22 protein-coding genes are annotated in these 25,638 nt (G+C 60.2%); 16 read left to right on the top strand and 6 right to left on the bottom strand.

Annotated features, from left to right (window positions below; all coding sequences use genetic code 11):
* Positions 1-16: 16 nt before the first annotated feature.
* The gene (argS, locus tag BBBR_RS08975; protein ID WP_003829742.1) at positions 17-1,879 is read left to right on the top strand and encodes an arginine--tRNA ligase; all 1,863 of its coding nucleotides are present in this window, start codon (positions 17-19) and stop codon (positions 1,877-1,879) included.
* 2 nt (positions 1,880-1,881) lie between these two features.
* Positions 1,882-3,504 carry a diaminopimelate decarboxylase family protein gene (locus tag BBBR_RS08970; protein ID WP_032738289.1) on the top strand — a complete coding sequence of 541 codons (1,623 nt, stop codon included), beginning with the start codon at positions 1,882-1,884 and terminating at the stop codon, positions 3,502-3,504.
* 95 nt (positions 3,505-3,599) lie between these two features.
* Here BBBR_RS08970 and BBBR_RS08965 read toward each other — a convergent pair whose 3' ends face one another.
* Together BBBR_RS08965 and BBBR_RS08960 are read right to left on the bottom strand one after the other, a co-directional pair.
* On the bottom strand, positions 3,600-4,103 hold the full coding sequence (locus BBBR_RS08965; RefSeq protein WP_003829745.1) for a PTS sugar transporter subunit IIA: 504 nt from the start codon (positions 4,101-4,103) through the stop codon (positions 3,600-3,602).
* Positions 4,100-4,621 carry a glucose PTS transporter subunit EIIB gene (locus BBBR_RS08960; protein WP_003829747.1) on the bottom strand — a complete coding sequence of 174 codons (522 nt, stop codon included), beginning with the start codon at positions 4,619-4,621 and terminating at the stop codon, positions 4,100-4,102. Before BBBR_RS08960 ends, BBBR_RS08965 begins: the two co-directional genes overlap by 4 nt.
* A gap of 166 nt (positions 4,622-4,787) precedes the next feature.
* On the opposite strand from BBBR_RS08960, the gene BBBR_RS08955 reads away from it, so the two are divergent.
* The 3 genes from BBBR_RS08955 to BBBR_RS08945 all read left to right on the top strand — a co-directional run bounded on the left by BBBR_RS08955 (position 4,788) and on the right by BBBR_RS08945 (position 8,900).
* Positions 4,788-6,104, top strand: coding sequence for a homoserine dehydrogenase (locus tag BBBR_RS08955; RefSeq protein ID WP_015439259.1), 1,317 nt, complete (start codon positions 4,788-4,790; stop codon positions 6,102-6,104).
* A 94-nt stretch (positions 6,105-6,198) separates the two neighbouring features.
* Positions 6,199-7,311 (top strand): homoserine kinase, encoded by a 1,113-nt coding sequence (locus BBBR_RS08950; RefSeq protein WP_003829750.1) that lies wholly within the window; start codon positions 6,199-6,201, stop codon positions 7,309-7,311.
* Between the two features lie 137 nt (positions 7,312-7,448).
* Positions 7,449-8,900, top strand: a complete 1,452-nt coding sequence (locus tag BBBR_RS08945) for a Maf family nucleotide pyrophosphatase (RefSeq protein WP_003829751.1) — start codon at positions 7,449-7,451, stop codon at positions 8,898-8,900.
* 62 nt (positions 8,901-8,962) lie between these two features.
* Here the strand turns inward: BBBR_RS08945 and BBBR_RS08940 are convergent, their stop codons facing one another.
* Together BBBR_RS08940 and BBBR_RS08935 are read right to left on the bottom strand one after the other, a co-directional pair.
* Entirely contained in the window at positions 8,963-9,472 is a 510-nt protein-coding gene (locus tag BBBR_RS08940; protein WP_003829754.1) for an N-acetyltransferase, read from the bottom strand.
* Positions 9,463-9,732: a type II toxin-antitoxin system TacA family antitoxin gene (locus BBBR_RS08935; protein WP_003829756.1), complete on the bottom strand. Its 270-nt coding sequence runs from the start codon at positions 9,730-9,732 to the stop codon at positions 9,463-9,465. Before BBBR_RS08935 ends, BBBR_RS08940 begins: the two co-directional genes overlap by 10 nt.
* Before the next feature lie 331 nt (positions 9,733-10,063).
* Between BBBR_RS08935 and BBBR_RS08930 the strand changes: the two genes are divergently transcribed.
* Together BBBR_RS08930 and BBBR_RS08925 are read left to right on the top strand one after the other, a co-directional pair.
* Positions 10,064-10,924, top strand: coding sequence for an ABC transporter ATP-binding protein (locus BBBR_RS08930; RefSeq protein ID WP_003829758.1), 861 nt, complete (start codon positions 10,064-10,066; stop codon positions 10,922-10,924).
* On the top strand, positions 10,921-12,369 hold the full coding sequence (locus BBBR_RS08925) for an FtsX-like permease family protein (protein ID WP_003829760.1): 1,449 nt from the start codon (positions 10,921-10,923) through the stop codon (positions 12,367-12,369). Before BBBR_RS08930 ends, BBBR_RS08925 begins: the two co-directional genes overlap by 4 nt.
* Here the strand turns inward: BBBR_RS08925 and BBBR_RS08920 are convergent.
* Positions 12,351-13,379, bottom strand: coding sequence for a LacI family DNA-binding transcriptional regulator (locus tag BBBR_RS08920; protein WP_015439258.1), 1,029 nt, complete (start codon positions 13,377-13,379; stop codon positions 12,351-12,353). The two genes, BBBR_RS08925 and BBBR_RS08920, sit on opposite strands and share 19 nt — an antisense overlap.
* Positions 13,380-13,590: 211 nt before the next feature.
* On the opposite strand from BBBR_RS08920, the gene BBBR_RS08915 reads away from it, so the two are divergent.
* From BBBR_RS08915 to BBBR_RS08895, 5 genes are all read left to right on the top strand, one after another.
* The gene (locus BBBR_RS08915) at positions 13,591-14,874 is read left to right on the top strand and encodes an enolase C-terminal domain-like protein (RefSeq protein ID WP_003829764.1); all 1,284 of its coding nucleotides are present in this window, start codon (positions 13,591-13,593) and stop codon (positions 14,872-14,874) included.
* A gap of 140 nt (positions 14,875-15,014) precedes the next feature.
* A complete protein-coding gene (locus tag BBBR_RS08910; protein WP_013141362.1) occupies positions 15,015-15,806 on the top strand; it encodes an SDR family oxidoreductase in 792 nt (263 codons plus the stop codon).
* Between the two features lie 189 nt (positions 15,807-15,995).
* The gene (locus BBBR_RS08905; RefSeq protein ID WP_013141361.1) at positions 15,996-17,258 is read left to right on the top strand and encodes an MFS transporter; all 1,263 of its coding nucleotides are present in this window, start codon (positions 15,996-15,998) and stop codon (positions 17,256-17,258) included.
* A gap of 1 nt (position 17,259) precedes the next feature.
* The gene (locus BBBR_RS08900; RefSeq protein ID WP_003829768.1) at positions 17,260-18,027 is read left to right on the top strand and encodes an amidohydrolase family protein; all 768 of its coding nucleotides are present in this window, start codon (positions 17,260-17,262) and stop codon (positions 18,025-18,027) included.
* Positions 18,028-18,138: 111 nt separating this feature from the next.
* Positions 18,139-19,032 carry a dihydrodipicolinate synthase family protein gene (locus tag BBBR_RS08895; protein WP_003829769.1) on the top strand — a complete coding sequence of 298 codons (894 nt, stop codon included), beginning with the start codon at positions 18,139-18,141 and terminating at the stop codon, positions 19,030-19,032.
* 75 nt (positions 19,033-19,107) lie between these two features.
* On the opposite strand, the gene BBBR_RS08890 is transcribed toward BBBR_RS08895, so the two are convergent.
* Entirely contained in the window at positions 19,108-20,052 is a 945-nt protein-coding gene (locus BBBR_RS08890; RefSeq protein ID WP_014484327.1) for an AEC family transporter, read from the bottom strand.
* Between the two features lie 105 nt (positions 20,053-20,157).
* On the opposite strand from BBBR_RS08890, the gene dapE reads away from it, so the two are divergent.
* From dapE to rpmA, 4 genes are all read left to right on the top strand, one after another.
* Positions 20,158-21,363, top strand: a complete 1,206-nt coding sequence (gene dapE / locus BBBR_RS08885; RefSeq protein ID WP_003829771.1) for a succinyl-diaminopimelate desuccinylase — start codon at positions 20,158-20,160, stop codon at positions 21,361-21,363.
* 392 nt (positions 21,364-21,755) lie between these two features.
* Complete coding sequence (locus BBBR_RS08880; protein WP_032738290.1) at positions 21,756-24,851, top strand: Rne/Rng family ribonuclease; 3,096 nt, start codon at positions 21,756-21,758, stop codon at positions 24,849-24,851.
* Between the two features lie 186 nt (positions 24,852-25,037).
* Positions 25,038-25,346, top strand: coding sequence for a 50S ribosomal protein L21 (gene rplU, locus BBBR_RS08875; protein ID WP_014484324.1), 309 nt, complete (start codon positions 25,038-25,040; stop codon positions 25,344-25,346).
* Between the two features lie 22 nt (positions 25,347-25,368).
* Positions 25,369-25,620 carry a 50S ribosomal protein L27 gene (gene rpmA, locus BBBR_RS08870; RefSeq protein WP_003829776.1) on the top strand — a complete coding sequence of 84 codons (252 nt, stop codon included), beginning with the start codon at positions 25,369-25,371 and terminating at the stop codon, positions 25,618-25,620.
* Positions 25,621-25,638: the final 18 nt, after the last annotated feature.

Raw genomic sequence — 25,638 nt, 5'->3', positions numbered from 1 at the left:
CGGTATCCTTAGAAGAATGAGCCCTGAAGCCTTAAGTGAACTGATTTCCAACATTGCCCATAACCTCGTCGCAGCCGGCCAGGCCGGCCAGCTGACCGACGAGCTGATCCCGCCCATCGACAAGCTCGCCGTCATGCGCCCGAAGGACCGCGCGCACGGCGATTGGGCCTCCAATATCGCCATGCAGCTGGCCAAGAAGGCCGGCATGAAGCCGCGCGATCTGGCCGAGCCGTTCGCCGCCGCACTGGCCGAAGCCGACGGCATCGCCAAGGTCGAGGTTGCCGGCCCCGGCTTCATCAACATCACCCTTGATTCCGCCTCGGCCGCCGCCGTGGTGGACACTGTGCTTGCCGCGGCCCCTGCGGTCGATGGCGACAAGCACCTGAACAAGGTCAACGAGTACGGCCGCAACGCCCATCTGGGCGGCCAGACCTTGAACCTCGAGTTCGTTTCCGCCAACCCCACTGGTCCGATTCACATCGGCGGCACCCGTTGGGCCGCGGTGGGCGACGCCATGGCCCGTGTGCTGGAGGCCAACGGTGCCAAGGTGGTGCGCGAATACTACTTCAACGACCACGGCGAGCAGATCAACCGCTTCGCCAAATCACTGGTCGCCGCCTGGGCCGAGGCCAACAAGCTTGGCGGCGCCGGTTACCAGACCGAAACCCCGTGCGACGGCTACAAGGGCGCCTATATCAACGAGATCGCCGCCCGCGTCGAAGCCGAAGCCAAGGCCGACGGCGTGAACCTGACCGCGTTGGCCCACCAGGATCAGGGCCTGAACGATGACGGTGAACCGCTCGGCGAGGACGACACCGAAGTGCGCGAGGAATTCCGCAAGCGCGCAGTGCCGATGATGTTCGACGAGATTCAGAAGTCCATGAAGGACTTCCGCGTGAACTTCGACGTCTGGTTCCACGAGAACAGCCTCTACGCCGACAAGAAGGTCGAAGCCGCCATCGAAGAGCTCAAATCTCACGGCGATATCTACGACAAGGACGGCGCCACTTGGTTCGAATCCACCAAGCATGGTGACGACAAGGACCGCGTGATCATCAAGTCCAACGGCGAGTTCGCCTACTTCGCCGCCGACATCGCCTACTACTGGGACAAGCGCCACCGCGCCGAAAACCCGGCCGACGTGGCCATCTATATGCTCGGCGCCGACCACCACGGCTACATCGGCCGCATGATGGCCATGTGCGCGGCCTTCGGCGACGAACCCGGCAAGAACATGCAGATTCTCATCGGCCAGCTGGTCAACGTGATGAAGGACGGCAAGCCCGTACGCATGTCCAAGCGCGCCGGCAACGTCGTGACCATCGACGACCTGGTCTCCGTGGTCGGCGTGGACGCCGCCCGCTACTCGCTGGCCCGATCCGACTACAACCAGAACTTCGACATCGACTTGGCTCTGCTCGCCTCGCACACCAACGACAACCCGGTGTACTACGTGCAGTACGCGCACGCCCGCTCCAAGAACGTGGACCGCAACGCGGCAGCCGCCGGCATCAGCTACGAGGGCGCCGACCTGTCCCTGCTGGACACCGAGGCCGATGGCGAAGTGCTCGCCGCCCTCGCCCAGTTCCCGAGCGTGCTCGCCACCGCGGCCGACGACCGCCAGCCGCACAAGGTGGCCCGCTACCTCGAAGAGCTGGCCGCCACCTACCACAAGTGGTACAACGTGGAGCGCGTGGTGCCGATGGCCCTGACCGATCCGGAAACCCGTGGTGACAACGAGGCCCGCAAGGCCCTGGAAATCGCCAAGAACCCGGAGCCGGCCCGCGCCGCCGCCCGCCTGAAGCTCAACGACGCCGTCCAGCAGGTCATCGCCAACGGTCTTGACCTCCTCGGCGTTACCGCCCCCGAAAAGATGTGATTATGCCTATTTCTCCAATTTGGCCGGCCGTCACGGCCGTGAATGCCAATGGTGCCATTGCATTTCATGGCCGCACCGCCGAATCCCTGTTGGACGAGTTTGGCTCGCCGCTTTACCTCATCGATACCGATGAGGTATCGGCCCGTGCCAAGCACTTCGTACGCGCTGCAGCCGAGGCATTCAACACCTCCACCACGCACGTGAGCTTTGCCGGCAAGGCGTTCCTGTCCAAGGAAATCGTGCGACTGGTCGCCGAGGCTGGCATGTTTGTGGACACCTGCACGATGGGGGAGATGCGAATCGCCCTCGCTGCCGGTGTGCCCGGCCGCCGCCTAGTGCTGCATGGCAACAACAAGTCCGATGATGAAATCGCGCTGGCCATCGAACAGGGCTTCGCCAAAATCGTGGTCGATGAGCCTAATGAGCCGGAGCGCATCGCCGCCATCGCCCGTAAACTCGGCAAGCGTGCCCGCGTGATGCTGCGTGTCACTGTCGGCGTGCATGCCGGTGGTCACGAATACATCTCCACCGCTCACGAGGATCAGAAGTTCGGCGTCCCGCTGCTGGCGGCCGGAGCCGACGCCGCAGTGCTCGACGTGCTGAACAACCTGACGGACGTGACACCTGCCGCGACCAACGCGCGTATTGCGGAGTCGGACGTTAATGCTGGCAATGACCACCCTCAGTCGACTGCGCCGATAGCTCCCGCCAGCGGGAGCGGCAAACCGGCACGCGAACTGCGTTATGACGTCAAGTATCCGTACGACCTGAGCCATGAGGAAGTCTCCGATACGGATAAGGTACTTGCCGCCGCTATGGAAGCCATCGCAGACGGTCCGTCCATTGCCGTGCTCAAGACCATCCTGGCCAATCAGGATGTGCTGGAACTGGTCGGTGCTCACTCGCATATCGGCTCCAACATCCACGACGCGGATGCCTTCATCCACGCCGCCAAGCGCATGATGCTGCTGCGCAAGACCCTGTGGGCCACCGACGCCTACATCCTGCCCGAAATCGATCTCGGCGGTGGTTACTCCGTGGCCTACACCGACGGCGAAGATTCCATGGATATCGATGTGGAGCTCACTCGTCTGGCCGGCTCGGTCAGCGACACAAACCGTGCTCTGGGCATGCCCGCCCCGGCCATCAGCTTCGAGCCCGGCCGTTACATCGTGGCTCCAGCCGGCGTGACCCTGTATCGTGTAGGCACCATCAAGCATGTGCACCTGAGCGATGCCAAAGACAGTGCCGGCAACCCGATTGGCGAGCGTGTGTATGTGTCTGTGGATGGCGGCATGTCCGACAATATCCGTCCGGCACTGTACGGAGCCGATTACACCGCACGTTTGGCCAACCGAACCGGCTCTACTGAGACGATGCTTGCCCGCGTGTGCGGCATGCATTGCGAATCCGGCGATATCGTGGTCCATGAGGTGCGTTTGCCCGCAGATTTGAAGCGCGGCGACATTCTTGCCGTGCCGGTCACCGGAGCATATGGCCGTACTATGGCCAGCAACTATAACCAGGCGTTGATTCCAGCTGTGGTCGCCGTGTCTGAGCAGGGCGCGCATGTTATGTTGCGCCGCCAGACCATCGATGACCTGCTGGACTTGGATCAAGGCTGACGACAAAGCGGCATAGCTGTTCGATGCCGTCCAATAACGCATACGAGAGGGCCTCCCGCCGCGAGACGGGAGGCCCTCTATGTGGAACCAGTTGCTTACTTGGTGGTCACGGTACCGACCGGAGAGCCGCTGGTAACAGCTCCGGCAGCTGTGATGGCCAGCGCATCCACCAACGCCGGGTTGGTGAACACAACAATCACATCCGTGGCCTTGCCTGCAGCGCGAACCGCGTTCCAATCCACCTCGACGATCGGGTCGCCTGCGGTGATCTGCCGGCCTTCGGTGACCTTCACGGTGAATGGGTCGCCATTGAGCTGCACGGTGTCGATGCCGATATGCACCAGCACTTCCAGACCTGCGTCGGTGGTGATACCGACGGCGTGCTTGGCCTGGGCGACTGTGGACACCTTGCCGGACACCGGTGCGACGATCGTGCCTGACTTCGGTATCGCCGCGAAGCCGTCGCCGAGGAGCTTCTCGGCAAAGGTCTCATCGGGCACCTGGTCAATCGGCTCGATTGTGCCATCGACCGGGGCAAGCACGGTGGCTGTGGAAGCTGTGCCTGCGGGTTTAGGGGCGGCAGCGGGTGCTGCCGTCACGCTTTTGGGGCCGCGTCGCCTCCAACGGTCACACCTTTGGCGATGTCGTTCATCGCATCAGCCACGAATTGCACATCCGTACCGACGATCACCTGTAGGTTGGTCTTGTCGAGCACCTTGACGGCCGGAACGCCGGTCTTCTTGATGGCATCCTGATCGACGAGCGAGGTGTCGTTCACCACCAAGCGCAGGCGGGTCGTGCAGTTTTCGATGGACTTGACGTTGGAAGCACCGCCCAGCGCCGCGTAGATGCGGGAGGCCATGGTGATGTACTTGTCTTCGCCGGCGGCCGGAGCCTCGTCCACAGCAGCGACTTCCTCGGCCTCGCGGCCCGGGGTCATCAGGTTGAACTTGCGGATTGCAAAGTCAAACACGAAGTAGTAGATGACTGCGAACACCAGGCCTTGCACGATGAGCATGTAAGGTTTTGTTGCCAGCGGCCAGCCTAGAACGAAGTCGACCAAACCGGCCGAGAAGTTGAAGCCGGACATCCAGTCCATTGCTGCGGCGATGGCCACCGACAGACCAGTGAGCCTGGCGATTGGAAAGATTCAATCGATATTGGCCGCATGCGCTTCGATGAAGATTTTCCGCCACGGCGTGTCGGATTCCTTACGTAGGATAGTAAGCGGACATCCGCCGCGGCCTTTGGCGGATGATGTGGCATCAATAGGAAGGAACCTTGTGGCACAGCTGAATGAAAGCCCTATTCGCGTTGGACTTTTGGGAGCGGGCACCGTCGGATCTCAGACTGCCCGACTGATCGTGGAACAGAAGAGCGAGCTGTCAGCCCGAATCGGACGACCGATTGAACTGACCGGCGTCGCCTGCCTTGATCCGAAGGAAACCGAAGCGTTCCCGTGGATTGATCAGTCCATCGTCACCACCGACACAATGAGCGTGGCCACCAACTCGGACATCGTCATCGAGCTTATCGGCGGCACCACTGTGGCTCGCAAGTTTGTGATTGCCGCCATCAAATCCGGCGCTTCCGTGGTCACTGCCAACAAGGCGCTGCTGGCCAAGTATGGCCCGGAAATCTATGCGGCCGCCGAGGCCAAGGGCGTTGATATTTACTTTGAGGCTGCTGTGGGCGGTGCGATTCCGTTCCTGCGCCCGCTGCGCGAGTCCCTGGTCGGCGACAAGGTGACCAGCATGCTCGGCATCGTCAACGGCACCACCAACTACATTCTTGACGAGATGACCACCAAGGGTCTTCAGTTCGATGATGTTCTGAAGGATGCTCAGGCCAAGGGATACGCCGAAGCCGATCCGACCGGCGACATCGAGGGCTACGACGCTGCCAACAAGGCCGCCATCATGGCCACCCTCGGCTTCCACACCTCCGTGACCATCGACGATGTGTCCGTTGAAGGCATCACCAAGATCACTGCTGATGACATCGCCGCCGCCACCGCCGAGCATAAGGTCATCAAGCTGCTTGCCGTGGTCGAGAATAGCGAAGCCGGCGTCTCTGCTCGTGTCTATCCGGCCCTGATTGACGAGAGCCACCCGTTGGCCTCCGTACACGGCTCCTTCAACGCCGTGTTCGTCAAGGCTGAGGCTGCTGACGATCTGATGTTCTACGGCCGCGGTGCCGGTGGCGCTCCGACCGCTTCCGCCGTTGTAGGCGACGTGGTGACCGAAGCCCGTCACATTGCCGCTGGCTGCACTGGCCCCTCCATTCCGCTGTACAAGAATCTGCCGAAGGCTCCGATTACCGCTTCCAAGGCCGCATTTGCCGTGCGCTTCCTTATTCACGACAAGCCGGGTGTGCTGGCTGCCATCGCCGCCGAGTTCGCCAAGAACGGCGTCTCCATCAACGGCGTGAACCAGGACTTGAAGCCCACTATGACCGATCCCGGTTATGACGGTGAGATCCAGCAGCTGCGCGTGGTGACTCACCTGACCGACGAAGAGACCCTGCGCAACACCGTCAAGGCTGTGCAGTCCCTCGACTTCGTGACCGGTGAGCCGTCCATCCTGCGCGTGCTGGACTGACACCGTCTAGGCTCCCTCTGATGAGGCGGTCGAACGGTGCAAGCTGAATACCCAAGCTCCCCTGACAAGGGGAGCTCCTTTTTAAGGAACAACCATGAATCCAATCTGCAATAGCGTTCACGTGCGCGTGCCCGCCACGTCCGCCAACCTCGGCTCCGGCTTCGATACCGTGGGTCTGGCGCTCGACTACCATGACGAGCTCACTTTCACGCTCAACGACGACCCGAACGACGGCATTGCCCGCGTGATCATCCACGGCGAGGGTGCCGACACCCTCCCACGTGACGAAACCCACCTCGTGGTCTCCACCTTCCGCCGTGCCTGTGCCACGTTCGGCCTCGGCCGACTCGGCTTCACGCTGGAAGCGACCAACAACATCCCTCAGGCTCGTGGCATGGGCTCTTCCGCCGAGGCCATTGTGGCCGGCATCGCCGCCGCCGCGGCCTTCGCCCAGACCGGTGACCTCAACCGTCCTGCCGTCTTCGATATGGCCGCCCAGATTGAAGGACACCCGGACAATGTGGCCCCGGCCGTGTTCGGTGGCCTGACCGTCTCCTGGGACTTCGAAACCGCGGAAGGCGTCGGCTCGGTCGCCGTTCCTGGTGGTGAACCGCTGCACGGCGGATTCCACGCCGTCAACTACCCGGTGGACCCGTCCATCACCGCCGCCGTGTTCGTGCCCGACTATGAGCTGTCCACTGAGAAGGCCCGTCAGGCGCTGCCTAGGGAACTGCCATACAAGGACGCCGTCTACAACGTGTCTCGCGTGGGTCTGCTGCCCGCTGCGATGAATCCCGTGGTGCTGGCCCAGGCCGCCCAGCAGGGCAAGTCCGGCGTCGCCGCTTCTCCGGCTCAGGATGCCGATGCGTGCGCTTGCGCTGGCGGAACCCGTGAATCGGCGTTCGCTGACGAGCTTGCGGCCGCTCAGGCCCAGTCCAACGCGCTGCTGTTCACCGCCACGCAGGACAAGTTGCATCAGCCGTATCGCGGTGCCCTGATGCCGCCGTCCGCCGAGCTCATTGCGCTCTTCCGCTCCAAGGGCTATGCCGCCGCAGTCTCCGGTGCCGGCCCCTGCGTGCTCGTGCTGCATTACGGCAACGCCCGCGAAGCCATCGATCAGATCGCATCGGAGCAGCTTGCTTCCGGCCATTGGCGTGTGCTTCACCTGCCCATCAACACCGCCGGCGTCGAAATCGAGCGTCGCTAAGTCGAGGAGAAGGCTCCCGCTGGCGGGAGCTGGCCGCCGCCGGCGGTCTGAGGGTGGTCCCCCCATACCGGCAGAGACCACCCTCAGTCTCACTTCGTTCGACAGCTCCCGCCAGCGGGAGCATAAGGACTTAAGTCATGTCCATTCCGCTAATTCTTGCTTCCAAGTCCAAGCCTCGCCGTGACGTGCTGTATTCGGCGGGTATCTGTCCCACAATTCGCGTCTCGCACGTGGATGAGCCTGCTGCGCTGGAAGCGGCCGCCCGTGAAGAAGGCGTCACCGTCGACGATCTGAGCATCAAGCAGCGCGTGATGATTCTGGCCACGGCCAAGGCCGAGGCCGTTCATCGTGCGTATCGTGATGTGGCCGATACTGCCGCCGCCGCGACCGGTGACCGCGTGATCGCCTACCCGCTCAAGGCCAAGGAAATCAAGGATTCGGAACGCGAAGCTGCCGTCGAAGATCTGTGCAAAGCCGCCGCTGGCAAGCCCATTGACTATTCCAAGGCGGAAATCGCCACCACGCGCGACTTCTCCGGCATCGATATGCCGACCGTTACCGAACCCATCGCCACCGCTATTGCCGGACAGTCGGGACTGACCGAGGCGACAGTCGGCCCGCTGATTCTTGGCTGCGACTCGATGTTCCTCCTGGACGGCGAATGCTACGGCAAGCCGCACAGCGAAGCCGTGGCCCGCGAACGACTGAAGCGTATGAGCGGCGCGACCGGCGAACTGTGGACCGGCCACTGCCTCATCGATTTTGCAACCGGACGTACTGTGCGCGGTGCAAGTCACGCCAAAGTGCATTTCGGTGAGTTCACCGACGATGACATCGAGCGGTACATCGCCACTGGCGAGCCGCTGGAAGTCGCCGGTTCGTTCACGCTCGAGGGCTTCGGTGGTGCGTTCATTGACAGCATCGAGGGCGATCCGCACGGTATCATCGGCCTCAGCTTGCCGCTGGCTCGGCATTTGGCTGGTGAATTAGGCGTCAAATGGACTGACCTGTGGAACGTAGACCGTGGTGAGCTGGCGCCGGAGAGCAAGGCTTCGGGCAACCAGCACGCCGGCATTCTGCCGCCGGTGGAGAACGTGCACCAGCCTGGCGACGGCTGGGTGGATTGCGCATGCGGTCGCAAGCATTGGGGCACCAACGGCGCGTCCGGCATTTTGCTGGCTCGCCGCGATGCTGCGAGCGGCAAGGTGACTCATGTGGTTATGCAGCATCGCGCCGCATGGAGCGCCGAGGGTGGCACATGGGGCATTCCTGGCGGTGCCACGGCGGATGGCGAGTCACCCATTGAGGGCGCGCTGCGCGAGAGCTATGAGGAGGCGAATATCACGCCCGAGGATATTGAGGTGGTTGGTTCCTACCGCGAAGATCATGGTCCGTGGGCATACACCACCGTGTTCGCCTTCGAAAAGTCCGGCTACACCGTTGAGCCCAAGGCCAACGACGACGAAAGTATGGAAGTTTGCTGGGTGCCGATTGCCGACGTGCCCAACCGCAAGCTCCTCACCGCCATGAAAACCGACTGGCCCCGTTTCGCCGCACGTCTGGATGAGCTGGCCGCCGCGCAAGGATGAGTGCGGTGCCTGAATGCGATTCTGATAATGACCGGCGCTGAATAGTGGTTACCGATCGCACATCATCGGTGATTGCGGATATTGAGTGGGGTGAACATTCTGGATGATTTGGGGATGTGCCGAAAGTCATATCGTTCGTAAAATGCAACTGCTTGGTCGGTGGCAGGTTCTACAAGTAGCGCTCGCGCTCCAATGATGGCGGCGGCGTTCATGGAACGAAGTACCGCATCTCGGAGTAGTTGACTGCCGACATGCATAGTTTGAAATCTGATGTCCACGCCCATCATGCCTAGCAAGATTGCGGGGATGGGGTTCGGGCTATTGCGTTTCAGCCAGCCGGAAGCCCCCGAGTGTTCAATACTGTATGCGCTCAGTGTGTAGAATCCAGCCAGCATATCAGTGCCATTGATGTCCTTGGTGAAGGTGGCATAGACCACGGCAGTGCCTTGTCTACCCGCCGTGGCGGCATGTCTTGCCAGCCAATCATTGACCAGTGACAGACCGCAATCGAAACCGGAGATGTCGTCGTTTGCAGTCAGGCGTCGGGGCTTGGTGAAGTTGATCACGTCCATATCGGATCGCTTTCCAACAATTCAGTCAGACGTGGTCCCATGGGTTCGTCCAATGCGGCGGTGAAATCATTCCACGCTTGATTGTTCAGTCGAATGATGTGAGCTTCATGGATATCCCTGTCTGCGGCGGCGAGCAGATTCGACAATGCCCATTGCGACGCAGTCAGGCCTTTGGACTCGGCCGCTTGATCGATTCTGGATCGTTGTTCTTGAGTGAGCCTCATCTCAAAACGACTGTTCTTGTTGTTCTCAGTAGTCATACCCCTATTGTACGGCTTTTGTACGGACGAAATTGATATGTTTGGGATATCGATTGCGATGGCCACGTGAGCTCCTTTGCTTGGTATGTCCGATTTGCGAGCGTGCAGCACGCTGATTCCATGAACATACCGTTCGCGTGATTCGCATGTCCAGCCGAATCGACCTATGTGGTTCCAGCTTCCGAAGTTATCCACATTGCCATTGATAAAAGTATTGTCGCATCGACTGCGAATCTCTAATCCTTGCGGATGAGAGGTGGGTGGGGCGGTTGAAAAGGTTCATACCGCAGCCTGATGGTCAGGCTTCTGCTCGATCCGTACTCTCGGGAGTATGAATACAGCAACACAGCAATTTCAGCAGACTCAGACCGCACCGGAAGCAGTGCAACAACAGGACGCACGGCAGCAGTGGTCTCCGGTGATCGAGGCACATGACTTGGTCATGGACTACACCGCCAGTATGGCCCGTGCGCAGGCCGGTCATGGCGTTACCAGTGTGATTCCGGCCGGAACAGGTGCTGCGGTTCCCGCTGCCAATGGTCAGCCCGGTTTCGCCATGCCAACCATGCACACACTTGCCCTGAACCACGTGAGCTTCGCATTGGGTGAGGGTGAGACGGTTGCTGTCATGGGCCCGTCTGGCTCCGGCAAGTCCACGCTGCTGCACGCGCTCGCCGGCATCATCAAGCCGACCGCTGGCACAGTGACCTTCCGTGGCTCGAATCTGGATGCCATGAGCGATGCCGGCCGCACCAAACTGCGCCGCAACGCCTTCGGCTTCGTCTTCCAATCCGGCCAGCTGCTGCCCGAACTGCCGGCGGTCGAAAATATCGCCCTGCCGATGATGCTTGACGGCATGCCCTACCGCACCGCCACCGACACGGCGATCCTGTGGCTGGAACGCATGGGATTGCGCGCGCTCGCCACGCACCGGCCGGGGGAGATGAGCGGCGGACAGATGCAGCGCATCGCCATCGCCCGTGCGCTCGCCGTCAAACCTGCCGTGGTCTTCGCCGACGAGCCGACCGGCGCGCTCGACCAAGCCACCGGCCGCGAGGTCATGGGCATTCTCATGGCCGCCGCGCGGGACAACGGTTCCGCCGTGGTCGTCGTCACCCACGACCCCAACGTCGCTTCGTTCTGCTCGCGCACCGTGACCATGCAGGACGGCCAGCTGGGAGGCGTACGATGAGCGCTTTCGCATTGTGGCGATTGTTCCATCGCCCCGGCTCGCGTGGCAGTGCGGGTCATACTTCGGTGTTGGCCATCATTGCTTTTGCCGCAGCCACCACTATCTTTCTCACCGTTTTGGGCGGCGTGCATGGGTTCATGTGGCGTGCCTCCGCCGACCACACCATTGGATGCGCAATCAATCTCGACGCTTGCAAACCCGGAACAGCGGAAATCTGGAAGCAGCGTATCGCCAATCCCCACAGCCTGGATCAATACGCCACGGCATACGTCGTGCTGGCGTTCTTTGCCTGCCTGCTGCTGATTGTGCCGTTCGTGGCGCTTGCCGGTTCCGCCGCGCGATTGGCTGCGTCCCGTCGTGACGCTCGGCTCGCATCCCTGCGCTTGGCAGGCGCGACCACGGGGCAAGTTATTCGCCTTACGGCGCTTGATGCGGCTGGGCAGGCCTTGGTGGGGGCGCTGATTGGCATCGCGGGGTACTGCGTGTTGATCCCCCTAATTATGTTGCTGCATTTCCAGAATCAGACGTTTACGTTCGAGCAACTGTGGGTGGGGCCGATTGCCTTGATCATTACGCTTGTTGGCGTGACCGTGTTGGCGCTGATCTCTTCGCTGGTCACGCTTCGGCGCGTGGCCATCACGCCACTCGGCGTCACTTCACGCGTTGCGACTACGCTGCCGTCCGGCTGGCGTGTGGTGGTGTTCGCCGTCATCATGGTGATTGCCGTTCTTCTGTTCAAGAATCCGATGGTGCTGGCTCAGGCCGGTGAAGTAGTGATGTACGGCGTGATCATCGGTTTCATGCTGCTGTGCTTCGCGCTGGTGAACCTCGTGGGCTCCTGGGTGGTCACCGCCCGCGCCAAAGCCAAGGCCAAACGGCCCAAGGACGCGGCCACGATGATTGCCATGCGCCGTATTCTCGACAATCCGAAGCGCGCGTGGCGCAATGTGTCCGGCATTGCACTGGCCGTGTTCATCGCCGGCATCACCTCGATCTGCGGATTCTTCGGATCGGCCGCCGTGGTCGGTGACGCCAACGACCCGTTCACCGTGTTCATTCGCGACATCGGCGCCGGCGGCATTCTGACGCTCGTGTTCGCCGCTGTGCTCGCCGCGGTCAGCTCCGGTGTGATGCAGGCCGGCAGCGTGTACGATCAGGCCGGCGAATATCGCATGCTGGTGTTGGAGGGCACTGATGTCAAGACCTTGAACCGTGCGCGATTCATCGAGGTACTCACCCCGCTCAACATCGTGGTGATCGTGGCCGGCGGCTGTTCCATGCTGCTTATGGCCCCTCTGTTCGCCGCTTCGATGACCGAACCGGCCACGCTGGCCAGCTTCTTCGGCGGGCTTGTGCTGTGCTATGCGCTGGTTTCGGTGGGTGCGTTCGCGTCCAATCGGGTGGCCGCCAGCTTGAATCTGGCCGATTATCGGGCCGATGACTGAGGCGGTACGGTACTTTCCCGGGTGACGACACTGGTGGGGAGGATGACGTGCATATCACCCTGATTGCCCTTGCGGCTGTCGATGATCATCTGCACGGCGCGTTGGGCTATTTCGCTGAACGGCTGATGCACGCTGGTCAGGGAGGGCATGAGTTGGCCGGCGGGGAAAATGTCGTCGAACCCCATGACGGACAATTGCTTTGGCAACGCGATCTTATGCTCTCGTGCGGCACGATACGTGCTTACCGCAGATAAGTCGTTGCAGCAGAAAATCGCGGTGGGTCGGTCGGTGAGTTCCAGCAGCCGGCAGGCTGCTTCATAGCTTGTTTCGGCGGGGAAGTAGTCGCCCTGTTCGATATAGGACTCCGGCAGATCCACCCCGGCCTGTTGCAGAGCGGCGGTGAATCCGCTATAGCGCGCGATGCTGGTCTGTAGGTTCGCCGGCCCCCGGATAACGGCGATGCGTCGATGGCCGAGCGACAGCAGGTGTTTGCCGGCCTGGTATCCTGCGGTCCAGTTATCGATGGACACGCTCATCACATCCGAATCGACGGTATCGATTGGGTCGATGATGACCACGGGAATACTGCGCGTTTTCAACAAAGACTTCGCTTGAGTGGTCAGACCGCCCATCTGCTGCATAATCACGCCTTGGGGATTTCTATCGATGATGCCGCGGAAACAGTCTTCCGTGGCATCGCCATGGTTGGTCTGGGTGACCGTGATGGCGAGGCCCGCCTGCTGCGCCCAGTATGAGGCGTATTTGATGAGTTCCATCGTGCCGTTGTGCTCAATGTATTCGACGACGAGCTCTATGGTGGGGGAGAGTTTGGTGTTGACCAGAGGCCTTGAGTAACCGTGATCTTTGAGGATTTGCTCGACTTGTCTCCGCGTCTCGTCGGAAATGCCTGGCCTGCCATTGATGACTTTGGAAACAGTGGATGCGGATACGCCGGCGATTTTTGCGAGCTCGCCGACCTTGAGCTTGTGGGTGGATGTATCGTTAGCCATCGGTGCTTCCCCCTTGGATATTCGCCGTTTAATTACTGAGATGATTTCGTCGATGTTCCCACCATTATGGCGCATTGTGCCGTAACAATTCCGTGTTTTCTTGCCCTTTGTCCGGCCTTGAATAAAAATTTTCGCAAATAGGCTTGCAAATTTCTTTATTCGGACGTACGATATAGCCGTTGGTTCACACCAGGCGAAGGAGCCCGAACACATGAGTACCATCACCAAAGTCAAGACGTATGACTTCCGATTCCCCACTTCAACGACGCTTTCCGGCTCGGATGCAATGAACCCCGATCCGGATTATTCCTCTGCGTACGTGGAGATTTCCACCAGCGCCGACGACGGCATCACGGGTGTGGGATTCGTGTTCACCATCGGCCGTGGCAACGACGTGGTTTGCAAGGCCATCGAATCGATGTCGCAGGTGCTGATTGGGCGCAACACCGAGGAACTGCTCGACAACATGCGCATTGCATGGGACCTGTTCGTGCATGATTCCCAGCTGCGTTGGCTTGGCCCTGAAAAGGGCGTGGAGCATATGGCCATCGGCGCGGTGCTCTCCGCGTTGTGGGATATCAAGGCCAAGCGTGCGGGCAAGCCGTTGTGGCTGCTGCTGGGCGAGATGGAGCCGGAGGAGCTGGTCTCCACGCTCGATTTCCGCTACATGACCGACGCCCTGCGCCCTGAGGAAGCCGTTGCGATTCTCAAAGAGGGTCAGAAGGGCAAGGCCGAGCGTATCAAGCATCTGCTGGAGGTCGGTTACCCCGGCTATTCAACCGCTCCCGGTTGGCTCGGCTACTCGGATGAGAAGATGGTGGCCCTCGCCAAGGAGGAGACCCAGGTCAAGGGCTTCAAGCAGATTAAGCTTAAGGTCGGCCAGAATATCAATGACGATCTGCGCCGCTTGTCCAAGGCCCGTGAGGCCATCGGCCCCGACGTGCGCCTCGCCGTGGACGCCAATCAGGTGTGGGATGTTCCCACCGCCATCGACTGGATCAACAAGTTCCACGACTTCGATCTGGCGTGGGTCGAGGAGCCGACCAGCCCGGATGACGTGATTGGCCACGCCACGATTGCGCGCGCCATCAATCCCATCAAGGTCGCCACCGGCGAACAGATGCAGAGCCGCATTCTGTACAAGCAGTACCTGCAGGCCAACGCCTTCGGCATCATGCAGATTGACGCCACCCGAGTGGCCGGTCCGCAGGAGATCGTGCTCGAATACCTGCTGGCAAAGAAGTTCAACAAGCCCGTCTGCCCGCACGCCGGCGGCGTGGGTCTGTGCGAGGCCGTGTGTCACTTCGCGATGTTCGATTATGTGGCGGTATCCGGCACGATGGATGGCCGAATGATTGAATATGTCGATAATCAGCACGAACATTTCGTTCATCCGACTGAGATCAAGGACGGCAACTACGTCGCTCCGACCGCTCCGGGCAACGGTACCGAAATGACGCTGGAGACGGCCGAGAAGTACCTGTATCGCTGCTGACCGCAATTGGAAATTCATAACTGAACAACACAACTCAACACAACAACACACAACCACTCCGGCTGGGGCGCCGAAGCCCCGGCCGGGCGTGACATGGAACACCCATGAAACGCAGAATAAGGATGGACGAAGGAGTTCCCATGGATCTGCATCTCGAAGGCAAAGTCATCATCATCACCGGCGGTTTCAAAGGCATCGGCAAAGGCATCACGCTGCAACTGGCCCAGGAGGGGGCCATCCCGGTGGTGATTAATCGACCCGACAGCGCTCTCGACGAGTTCAAGAAGGATATCGAGCAGTACACCACCACCTATGATGTGCACTTGCTTGACCTCAACGACACCGACAAGATCGCCGGCGTCGTCGAAGCAACATACAAGAAGTACGGCCATATCGATGGCATTGTGAATAACGCCGGAAAGAACGACAACAAGGATCTCGAGACCACTACTTGGCGTGAGTTCGAGGAATCGCTTCACGGCAACCTGACTCACTATTACGAGCTGGTCCACGCGGCCGTGCCGTATCTCAAGGAAAGCCGCGGATCCATCGTGAACATCTCGTCCAAGACCGCGCTTACCGGCCAAGGCAAGACCAGCGCCTATGCGGCCGCCAAGGGCGCGATCCTGGGCCTGACCCGTGAATGGGCCGCCGCATTGGTGCACGATAGCGTGCGTGTCAACGCCATAGTCGTCTCCGAGTGCTGGACCCCGCTCTATGCCGATTGGATCAAGACCTTTGGCGATGAAGCGGCCCAGCAGGCGCGCCTGTCGGTGATCACCGACAAGATTCCGCTGGAACATCGTATGACCACCACCGAAGAGATCGGTAATGAAGCGGCATTCCTGCTCTCCGACCGCTCCAGCCACACCACCGGTCAGTGGGTGTACGTCGATGGCGGCTATGTCCACCTTGACCGTGCGCTGAGCTGACAAGCAGCCCTTTCCCGAATATTCGCGCGGCAATTCCGGAGCTTTGATCATTGCTCCATCCGTACGCCGTATCCGCGTATGCCGCCCGTATCACCCGCGCCCTGGGTCATCCGTTTACCAACATGGCCCAGGGTGGTCCACTTCTCGCTAGGCAATATCGGGGAAACTCGTATCACTAAGGAGTCAATGATGACATCCAAAAACACAACCGGTTCCAAGGCGACCATCGCCATTGTGCTGGTGACCTCACTGTTCTTTATCTGGGGTTTGACCATGAACCTCGTGAACGCGTTGAACTCGCCGTTCGCAAACTACATAGAACTCAGCAGCGCCGAAGCGTCATTACTGCAGGTGGCCTATTACGGCGCATACTTCGTCATGGCCATTCCGGCCGGCTTGATCGCCAAGCGTTTCGGTTATAAGGGCGGCGTCATCTCCGGTCTGCTCCTGTTCGCTCTGGGCGCGTTCATGGTGATCCCTGCCACCAGCATGGCCAGCTACGGCCTGTTCCTGTTCGCCATGTTCGTTATCGCGCTCGGCGCGGCATCGCTGGAGACCAACTGCAATCCGTATATCACCAAGCTGGGTGATGAAAAGGGCGAATCGTTCCGTATCAACATGGCGCAGAGTTTCAACGGCGTCGGCAACATCGTTGGCCCGCTGATTCTTGGCCAGATTCTCGGCACCACCGTCGCATCAGGCGAGTCCGGCTTCGACGCCGCTAAGACGCAGTTCCTGAATGATACCCGCACGATATACATTGTGATCGGCGTTGTGCTGGTCGTGGTGCTCGCCGTGTTCGCGCTGTTCAAGCTGCCCACGCCTCCGGGAGACGAAGAGGAGGCCGCGGGCGGCGCCTCCTCCAAGAACAGCTCCTTCTTCGGCCTGCTCAAGCGCCCGCACTTCGCATTGGGCGTGCTTGCCGAGTTCATTTTCATCGGCCTGCAAGTGGCCGGCATGGCGGTCTTCTCCGCCTACGCGCTCAAGCACTGGGGCGCGGGCATCACAGCCGGCACCGCAGCGATGATGCTTTCCGTGCTTTCCCTGCTGTTCACCATCGGACGCTTCGTCACCACCCCATTGATGGCCAAATTCGATCCCGCGAAGATTCTTGGCGTATACATGACCATTTCAGCCGTGCTGATGTTCGTGGTATTCCTTGGCCTGGGCAAGGTCTCCGTCATCGCGTTCATGGTGGCGTATCTGTTCATTTCCATCGGATACCCGACCATATTCTCCCTGACGCTGAAAGGTATCAAGGGTTCCGCGGCGAAGACCGGTTCCTCGGCTTTGGTGATGAGCATTGTGGGCGCCGCGTTGATTCCGCTGCTGCTCGGTGTGATTCAGGATGCGGCAGGCATCGAGATCGCCATCCTGGTGATGGTCCCGGGCTTCCTGTTCGTGGCATGGTACGCATTCTGGGGTTCCAAGATCGGTCTGAAGGAGGCCTGACATGACACTCAACGTAATCGATTCCCACTTCCATATCTGGGATCCGGATGCGCAGGATTTGCCATGGCTGGCAGGATTGCCCTCGCTGCAACACAAGTACACGATTGAAGACCTAGCCGCACAGTACGCCAAGTTTGGCGTGAACTTCCTCGGCGGCGTATATGTGGAGGTCGACGCGGCCGATCACGAGCTCGAGGACCGGTTGTTGTACGAGAATGCCAGCCCTCTGATCCTGAAGCGCATGCTGCAGGGGCGGGTAAGCCCATGGATGCGTGTTCCGATCAACGCCGATGGCATCAGGGAGCCGCTGCATGTGGATTCCGAGCCACGGGGCCGAGCCCTCGAACCCGAATTCATCGCCGGCCTACGTGTGATGGCCGTCAAGGGAATGCCTTTTGAGCTGTGCAACCGGGGCCCGGAGTTGGGCGACATGGCCAAGGCGTTCTCGCAGGTTCCTGAAGTGACGGTCATCATCGATCATCTCGGCAACGTGCCCGGGCTTGATGAGGAATCGTGCGCCGCGCTCGCAGCGTTGGCCGAACTGCCGAATTCGTATATCAAGGTTTCCGGCGACAACCCGGTGGACCCGGACATCGTGAAATACGTGCGGGACACATTCGGCCCGAAGAAGGTGCTGTACAGCTCCAACTGGCCGGTCGTGGAACTCAACTCGACCTTTGCCACGCACTTCCAACTCATGCTGGACACGTTCGGCGAGGACGAGGACTTCTTCGAAAACAACGCCCGCCGCGCTTACAACATCGACTAAACCCAAGCCCCCTCTGATGAGGGGGCTATCGTCCGCAGGACGACTGGGGGAGAGGCCGCAAACCCGGTGCCGCTTGTGCGGCACCCCTATTCCGTAACGAAAGGAACAATCATGACAAGCAGCGCCGAATTCTCAGGCATCATCTGCCCATCCATCACCATCACCAAGGACGACGGTGACATCGACTATGAACGTTGGGGGCAGCATCTCGATCATCTGATCGAGGCCGGTATCAACGGCGTGCTGGTGTTTGGCAGCATCGGCGAGTTCTATGCCTTCCCTCTGGACGTCAAGAAGCAGGCGGTCGACTTCGTGGCCAAGCATGTCGCCGGGCGCATCAAGGTGTTCGCGGGCGTGGGCGATACCAACTTGAACAATGTGATCGACTTCGCGCGGGCAGTCGAAGCAAGTGGAGTGGATGCGCTCGTGGTCGTTTCGCCGTATTACTTCGGCCCTACTGCGGGAGGCGCGAAGGCGTACTTCGGCGCGGTCGCTGAAGCGACGAATCTTCCGGTGATCCTCTATAATTTCCCACCGCGCACCGGCAGCGACTTGACCCCGGAGCTCGTGGCCGAGCTTGCCGCCGCGCACCCGAACATCGTCGGCATCAAGGACACGGTCGACACAATCAGCCACACCCGCAAGGTGATTCGCGCGGTCAAGGCCGTGAATCCACGGTTTGCGGTGTTCTCCGGTTTCGACGAGTACTATCTCGTCAACCGCGTCTCCGGCGGCGATGGCGTGATCTGCGGCATGACCAATGTGGAGCCGGAGACCTTCGTTACGCTGCACCGTGCATATGAGGCCGGCGACTATGGCACCGCAATTGAGGCCGCCGAACGCATCAGCCACCTGATGGCGCTGTACGATCAGACCGACCTGTTCATCTCCGCCATCAAGGGTGCGGTCAAGGCCAAGGGACTGAACATTTCCACCCTGATCCGTGAGCCAGCGGTGCAACTCACTGCTCAGCAGTATGAGGCGATTAAGGCGATTCTCAAGTAGCGTATATCTCAGGCTTCCGCGGAATCCTACGGTGGATTTCGCGGAAGTTTTTTTACGGTGATTACAGTTGCCGGCTCAGCTCAGCAGCGCCGCGATGATCGCGATAAACACCGGGCTGGTCATGGTACTCATCAGAATGCCATCGCGCGCGAAAGTGAGGCCCACGTTGTAACGAGCCGCGTAGTTGTAGACGTTCTGGCCGGTGGGCAGGGCGGCGAGCACCACGCAGGCATACAGCTCGGAACCGCGGAAGCCCATCACGAAGTAGGCGAGCAGGAACGCGATGATCGGCATGATCACGTTCTTGAGCACCGCTACGGTGAAGACGGCCGGACGATCGCCCTTCTGCTGCAACGGCTTGGTGCCGTGCAAGGACATGCCGAACGCCATCAGAATCATCGGCACCGCAGAGTCTCCGATCATGTCAATCGGGTCGAAGATGAACTTCGGCACCGGGAACCAGCCGATCTTTGCGGAGATGGCAGAGACCACGATGCCCAGCAGCGAGCCGATAAGCAGCGGCTGATGCAGCGGTTGCTTGGCGATCTCCTTGACGGAGACCTTGCCCTTGGTGGTCACATCAAGCACAGTCAGGCCCACCGGCGTGAAGATGGCCTGCTGCATAACCAGAATCGGTGCCACTAGCGCCGGGTTGCCCAGAATATAGGTGGCAATCGGCAAACCGATGTTGTTGGAGTTCAGATACAGCGAGTTCAATGCGCCGATGGTGGCATCCGGGGCATTCAGGTGGAAGAACATCTGATTGAGCACCAGGAACGCCACGCCCACTAGCACCGCAGAGAAGAACGCCACGATGATTGATGGATGGAAGATGTCGAAAATCGGTTCCTTGGACAGAATCGCAAACATCAGGCACGGGCTGGACACAAAGAAAGAGAAGCGGTTCAGCACCATCTGAGCGGACGGGCCTCCGATGCGCATTCGAGCGGCGACATATCCCACCGCAATCACGATGCCGATAACGCAGAAGCCTTGCATGGCGCTGATGAGACCTGGCATGTTCCTCCCTTTCGCCACCCTAGTGTGACACATAAATATGTATTCGGCGACAAAATCTCATGTAGTGGGTGAACTGTGCGCTTTGTCACGCGGTACTCTGTACTCATGACGCTTGAATTGAACCGCAACGATTCCACTGCTGAGCAGTTGAACAGCCTGCTCACCCAGATTATGGAGAACTTTTCTGTCTCCGATCATGAAGGCCCGCTCGCCGATGAGGTTGAGGCTTTCCTCAATGAACAGAAGCATCTGACCGTCCGCCGTCACGGCGACACGGTGGTGGCCGGCACCGATTTTGGCAAGTCGAATCGCGTGATTCTGGCCGGTCACCTCGACACCGTGCCGGTAATCGACAACTTCCCTCCGAAGTGGCTTGAACCTGGTGATCCGCTCATTCGCGAGGAAATCTCCCAATCCCATCCCACAGACCGTGTGCTGTGGGGCCGTGGTGCCACGGATATGAAGGCCTCCGATGCGGTGATGCTGTATCTCGCCGCTACACTTGATGGCCTCACATCGGGAACCACTCCGAAAGTCGACCTCACCTATGTGTTCTACGACCACGAGGAAGTCGCCGCCGAAAAGAACGGTCTGCGTAAGGTGGTCGAAACGCACCCCGACTGGATTGCCGGTGATTTTGCCATTATCGGTGAGCCCACCAATAGTGGCATCGAAGGCGGCTGCAACGGCACGATCCGTTTCGATGTGGTCACGCACGGAGTCGCCGCGCACTCTGCCCGCGCCTGGATGGGAGAGAACGCCATCCACAAGGCCGCTGATATTCTGAACCGACTCAATGCTTATGAAACCGCGACTGTGAATGTGGATGGGCTCGACTACCGTGAGGGTCTCAACGCCACATTGATTTCCGGCGGCAAGGGCACGAATGTGATTCCCGACGAATGCCGTGTGCATGTCAACTACCGTTTCGCTCCGGACAAGAACCTGGCTGAGGCCAAGGCGCTGATGATGGGTGCGGATGCAGGTGCTGAACTTGGTAACGGCGAACATGTGGCCACCGGTGGCGTGTTTGAGGGCTATGGCATCGAGATGAAGGATGAGAGCCCTTCTGCACGCCCCGGCCTGAGCGCGCCGCTTGCGCAGGAACTGGTTCGTCTGGTCAAGGAGCGCACTGGTCGCGATCCGCTGGCCAAGCTTGGCTGGACCGATGTGGCACGTTTCTCTCAGCTCGGGATTCCGGCCGTCAACCTCGGTGCCGGAGACCCGTTACTGGCGCATAAGCACGACGAGCAAGTGCCCGAATCTGATTTGACTGCTATGGCCGCAATCCTCGAAGACTGGCTGGTGTGAGATTTTTCGGCTCAGCCTCTTTGAGGGGAGCCGTCACCGTAGGTGACTGAGGGGAGTGCTCGGCTTGAATCCAGGCTCCCCTCAGAGAGGAGAGCCAAGATAGGGCTCATCCGTGTGTAAGGGGAGCCAGATAGGTCGTGGTGTGCCAGAGCGCTGGGCGCGCCCGTGCAAAAAGTGTGGCATACTGAAAGACGGTGGTTCTGCATAACCATCAGCGTGTGTAATGGCGTTGATCCCCTTACGGCTCTCGAGAACGAGACAACGTAAGCGCCGGTGTCCGCCGTTCGCAGGACAGACTTGAGACGAAGTTGCCTTTACGCGGCGCAAAGGATTTGCGCGGCCATGGTGAGAGCATGGTGTGAGACGAGCGTACAGGCCTGGATGGCGTCGCGATGCAGCGTGCCGCGAGGAGCATTGTGCCCACTGAGAACCGTGAAGGTTTCGTCGGTGACGAAACCGATAATTCAACCGTATCCAATACCGAATCACAGGCTTCGGGAGCTTCCGAGCCGAACGCCGAAGCATCGCAGCCGACTCGCCGCCGTCGCGGTGGCCGTCGTGTAGTGCGTGGCACCGGTGCTGCCGGCGCATCCCTTGAGCTGCAAGTCCAGGAACACGCCGCCCCGCTGTTTGAGGCACCCGCTTTGCCTGATGCCGATGCGTCCGCTTCCGCCGAAACTACCGACAATAACGCCTCCGATGATGAAAAGCACCCGGCGCGCCGCACCCGTAGCCGCCGCTCTGCCGATAATGCCGATTATGAGGACCGTCCGACTCGGCGTCGTGCTGTGGCTGATGACGATGATGAGCCGCGCCCGGTGCGCCGTCGCCGTACGGTGTCCGATGATCTCGAGGAAGACGATGAGCGTCCGATTCGCCGTCGTCGCGTTGCATCCGATGATTTTGATGAAGATAACGATCGTCTGGTGCGTCGCCGTCGCTCTGTGATTGACGATCTCGAAGATGATGATGCGCCGCGTTCATCTCGCCGCCGTACTGCGGTCGACGACTCCGATGAGGATGGCGATCGTCCGGTGCGTCGCCGTCGTTCCACTACGAATGACCGCGATGACCGCGATGACGAGCCCCGCTCGGCCCGTCGTACTCGCAGCCGCCGTTCTTCGGAAGACGCGCGCGAAGAAAACCCCGATGAGCGCGTGCTGGATGTGATTGATGCGCTGCCTGCAGGGCATGAATCCGCCCGTCGTGGCAAGCCGATGACTTCCCTGCTGTTCCAAGAGCCGGTGCTCCCGGACATGCGACGTGATGATCGTGATGATGAGGAAGATGATGGCGAACAGCGTTCCCGCTCTTCTCGTCGCTCCCGCGCCCGTGAGGATGAGGCCGATTACGAGGAACGCCCGTCTCGTTCCCGCCGGTCGAACCGCAGCGATCACGGCGATCATGATGACCGCGATGATCACGATGACCGCGATGACAGCCGCAATAACCGTCGCCGGAATGAGGCTCAGGATGATTTCGACGCTGATGACCAGTCCGATTCTCGCCGTTCTCGCCGTTCTCGCCGCCTGAACGCCCAGGAGCGCCGTGCTGCCGCCGAAGTCGAGCAGATTGAGGAAGACCTCGAGCTGGATGACATTACGTACTCGCCGATTGCTGAAGAGGAGAACGACGAAGAGTCCGACTCCACCCGCACCCGTTCCCGCCGTCGCCGTCGCCGTGGCTCCCGCAACGAGTCCGGTGCTTCCAACAACGACAGCGAGTCCTCCGAGAACAATGGTGACGATTCCCGTCGCCGTCGCGATGATCGCGATGAGCGCGACCGTGATGATGACGAGGAGCAGACCGTTACCCGCCGTCGCCGTCGCCGCCGCGGAGGCAAGAATGCCGAGAGCGGTGATGAGCAGGACGATCAGCAGCTGACTCGCCGCTCCCGCAAGCAGCAGTACATCGATGAGATCACCGATGTGGAAGGCTCCACCCGTCTTGAGGCCAAGAAACAGCGACGCCGTGACAATCGTCGTGAGCGTAGCCGCCAGAGCCAGCTCATGGAGCAGGATTTCCTCGCACGCCGTGAGAACGTCGATCGCCTCATGGTGGTGCGCGAGAAGGAACATCACACCCAGATTTCCGTGGTGGAAGACAACATTCTGGTCGAGCATTACGTCTCCGACATCCAGGAAGTGCAGACCGTGGGCAACATCTACCTCGGCCGTGTACAGAACGTGCTGCCCAGCATGGAAGCCGCTTTCGTGGACATCGGCCAGGCCCGTAACGGCGTGCTCTACGCCGGTGAGGTCAACTGGGACGCCGCGCGTCTCGAAGGCCAGCCGCGCCGCATCGAGTTGGCGTTCAAGTCCGGCGACCCGGTGCTCGTGCAGGTCACCAAGGATCCGATCGGACACAAGGGCGCCCGCCTGACTTCTCAGGTCACGCTCGCCGGCCGCTTCCTGGTGCTCGTGCCGTCCGGCGGCATGACCGGCGTGAGCCGCAAGCTCTCCGAACGCGAACGTAGCCGGCTCAAGGGCATCGTCTCCAAGATCGCCCCGAAGGATATGGGTGTCATCATCCGTACCGCAGCCGAGGGCGCCTCCGAGGAAGCCATCGTCAAGGATCTTGAGTCTTTGGTTCGCCAGTGGGAGCGCATCAACGCCAAGCGTGAGGAATTCTGGCATGGCAAGCGCCCGAAGCTCCTGCAGGGCGAGCCCGATGTGGCTATCCGTGTGGTGCGCGACATCTTCAACGATGACTTCGGCAAGCTCATCGTCGAAGGTGACAAGGTCTACGGCCGTATCGAGGAGTATCTCGACACCATGGCCCCCGACTTGAAGGATAAGCTGGAGAAGTGGGACCCGGCCGAGCATGAGGGCAAGGACGTGTTCGACAAGTGGCAGATCGACTCCCAGCTCAGAAAGGGCATGGAGCGTCAGGTCTACCTGCCGTCTGGTGGGTCGATCGTCATCGACCGCACTGAAGCCATGACCACCATTGATGTGAACACCGGCCGCTTCATCGGCAAGGGCAAGTCCCTTGAGGAGACGGTGACGCGTTGCAATTTGGAGGCCTCTGAGGAAATTGCACGTCAGCTGCGACTGCGCGACATCGGCGGCATGGTGATGATTGACTATGTGGATATGGTCATGCCCGCTAACCGTGACTTGGTGCTGCGCCGTCTAGTCGAATGCCTGGCGCGTGACCGGACCAAGCATCAGGTGGCCGAGGTCACCTCGCTTGGTCTGGTGCAGATGACCCGTAAGCGCATCGGTCAGGGCTTGGTCGAGGCGTTCTCCGAGGAATGCCCGACTTGCAAGGGTCGTGGCTTTATCCTGCACGATCAGCCGACCGTTTCCGCCGACTACGATGACCCGTACGCATTGCGCGGCGGTGATCCGTTCGTCAAGACCAACAAGCATGGTCGAGGCACTGCCCCAGCTCCGGAACCGGCCGGCTCCAGCGCTGATGTCAAGGCCAAACTGGCCCAGATTGCAGCTGCTGCCGTGGCCGCCAACAACACCGAGGAGGAGTAGCATTAGACAAATGTTTCATGCGGGCATACCCTCGGTTGCGAAAAGCCGGGGTGTGTCGTGCTTGACACGCAGATAAAAACCATTTGCTTTAGTCCGCGTGTAGGTGTAAATTCGAAACTCGGTGTCTGACCGCAGGCTCGGTGCGTGTTGGGCAAGGTAGCTTTCCAAAACATAAAAGGAACGAATATGTACGCGATTGTGAAGGCCGGTGGCCATCAGGAAAAGGTCGAGGTTGGCGACACCATCCTCGTGAACCGTCTCGACGCCAAGAAGGGCGATACCGTGGAGTTTCCGGTTGCTCTCCTGGTCGATGGCGCCAAGGTGACCCTTGCTGCCGCCGATCTGGCCAAGGTGTCCGTCAAGGCTGAGGTTGTGAACGACGAGGCCAAGGGCCCGAAGATCAACATCCAGAAGTACAAGAACAAGACTGGCGTTGCTCGTCGCAAGGGTCACCGTCAGCCGCTGACTATCGTCAAGATCACGGCGATTGCCTGAGTTATAGAAAGGACCATGAATCATGGCACATAAGAAGGGTGCGTCCAGCTCTCGTAACGGTCGCGATTCGTCGCCTCAGTACCTCGGCGTGAAGAAGTTCGGCGGCGAAGCCGTCGTGGCCGGCAACATCATCGTCCGCCAGCGTGGCACCAACTTCCACGCGGGCCAGAACGTCGGCATGGGCAAGGATCACACGCTGTTCGCCCTCGCCGATGGCTCTGTGAAGTTCGGTGTGCGCCGTGACCGCAAGGTCGTCGACGTCATCGCTGCCTGAGCGATATAGCGTTAAGCT

This window comes from Bifidobacterium breve DSM 20213 = JCM 1192 (assembly GCF_001025175.1).
Taxonomy (GTDB): Bacteria; Actinomycetota; Actinomycetes; order Actinomycetales; family Bifidobacteriaceae; genus Bifidobacterium; species Bifidobacterium breve.
This window is presented reverse-complemented; position numbering and strand designations above follow the sequence as displayed.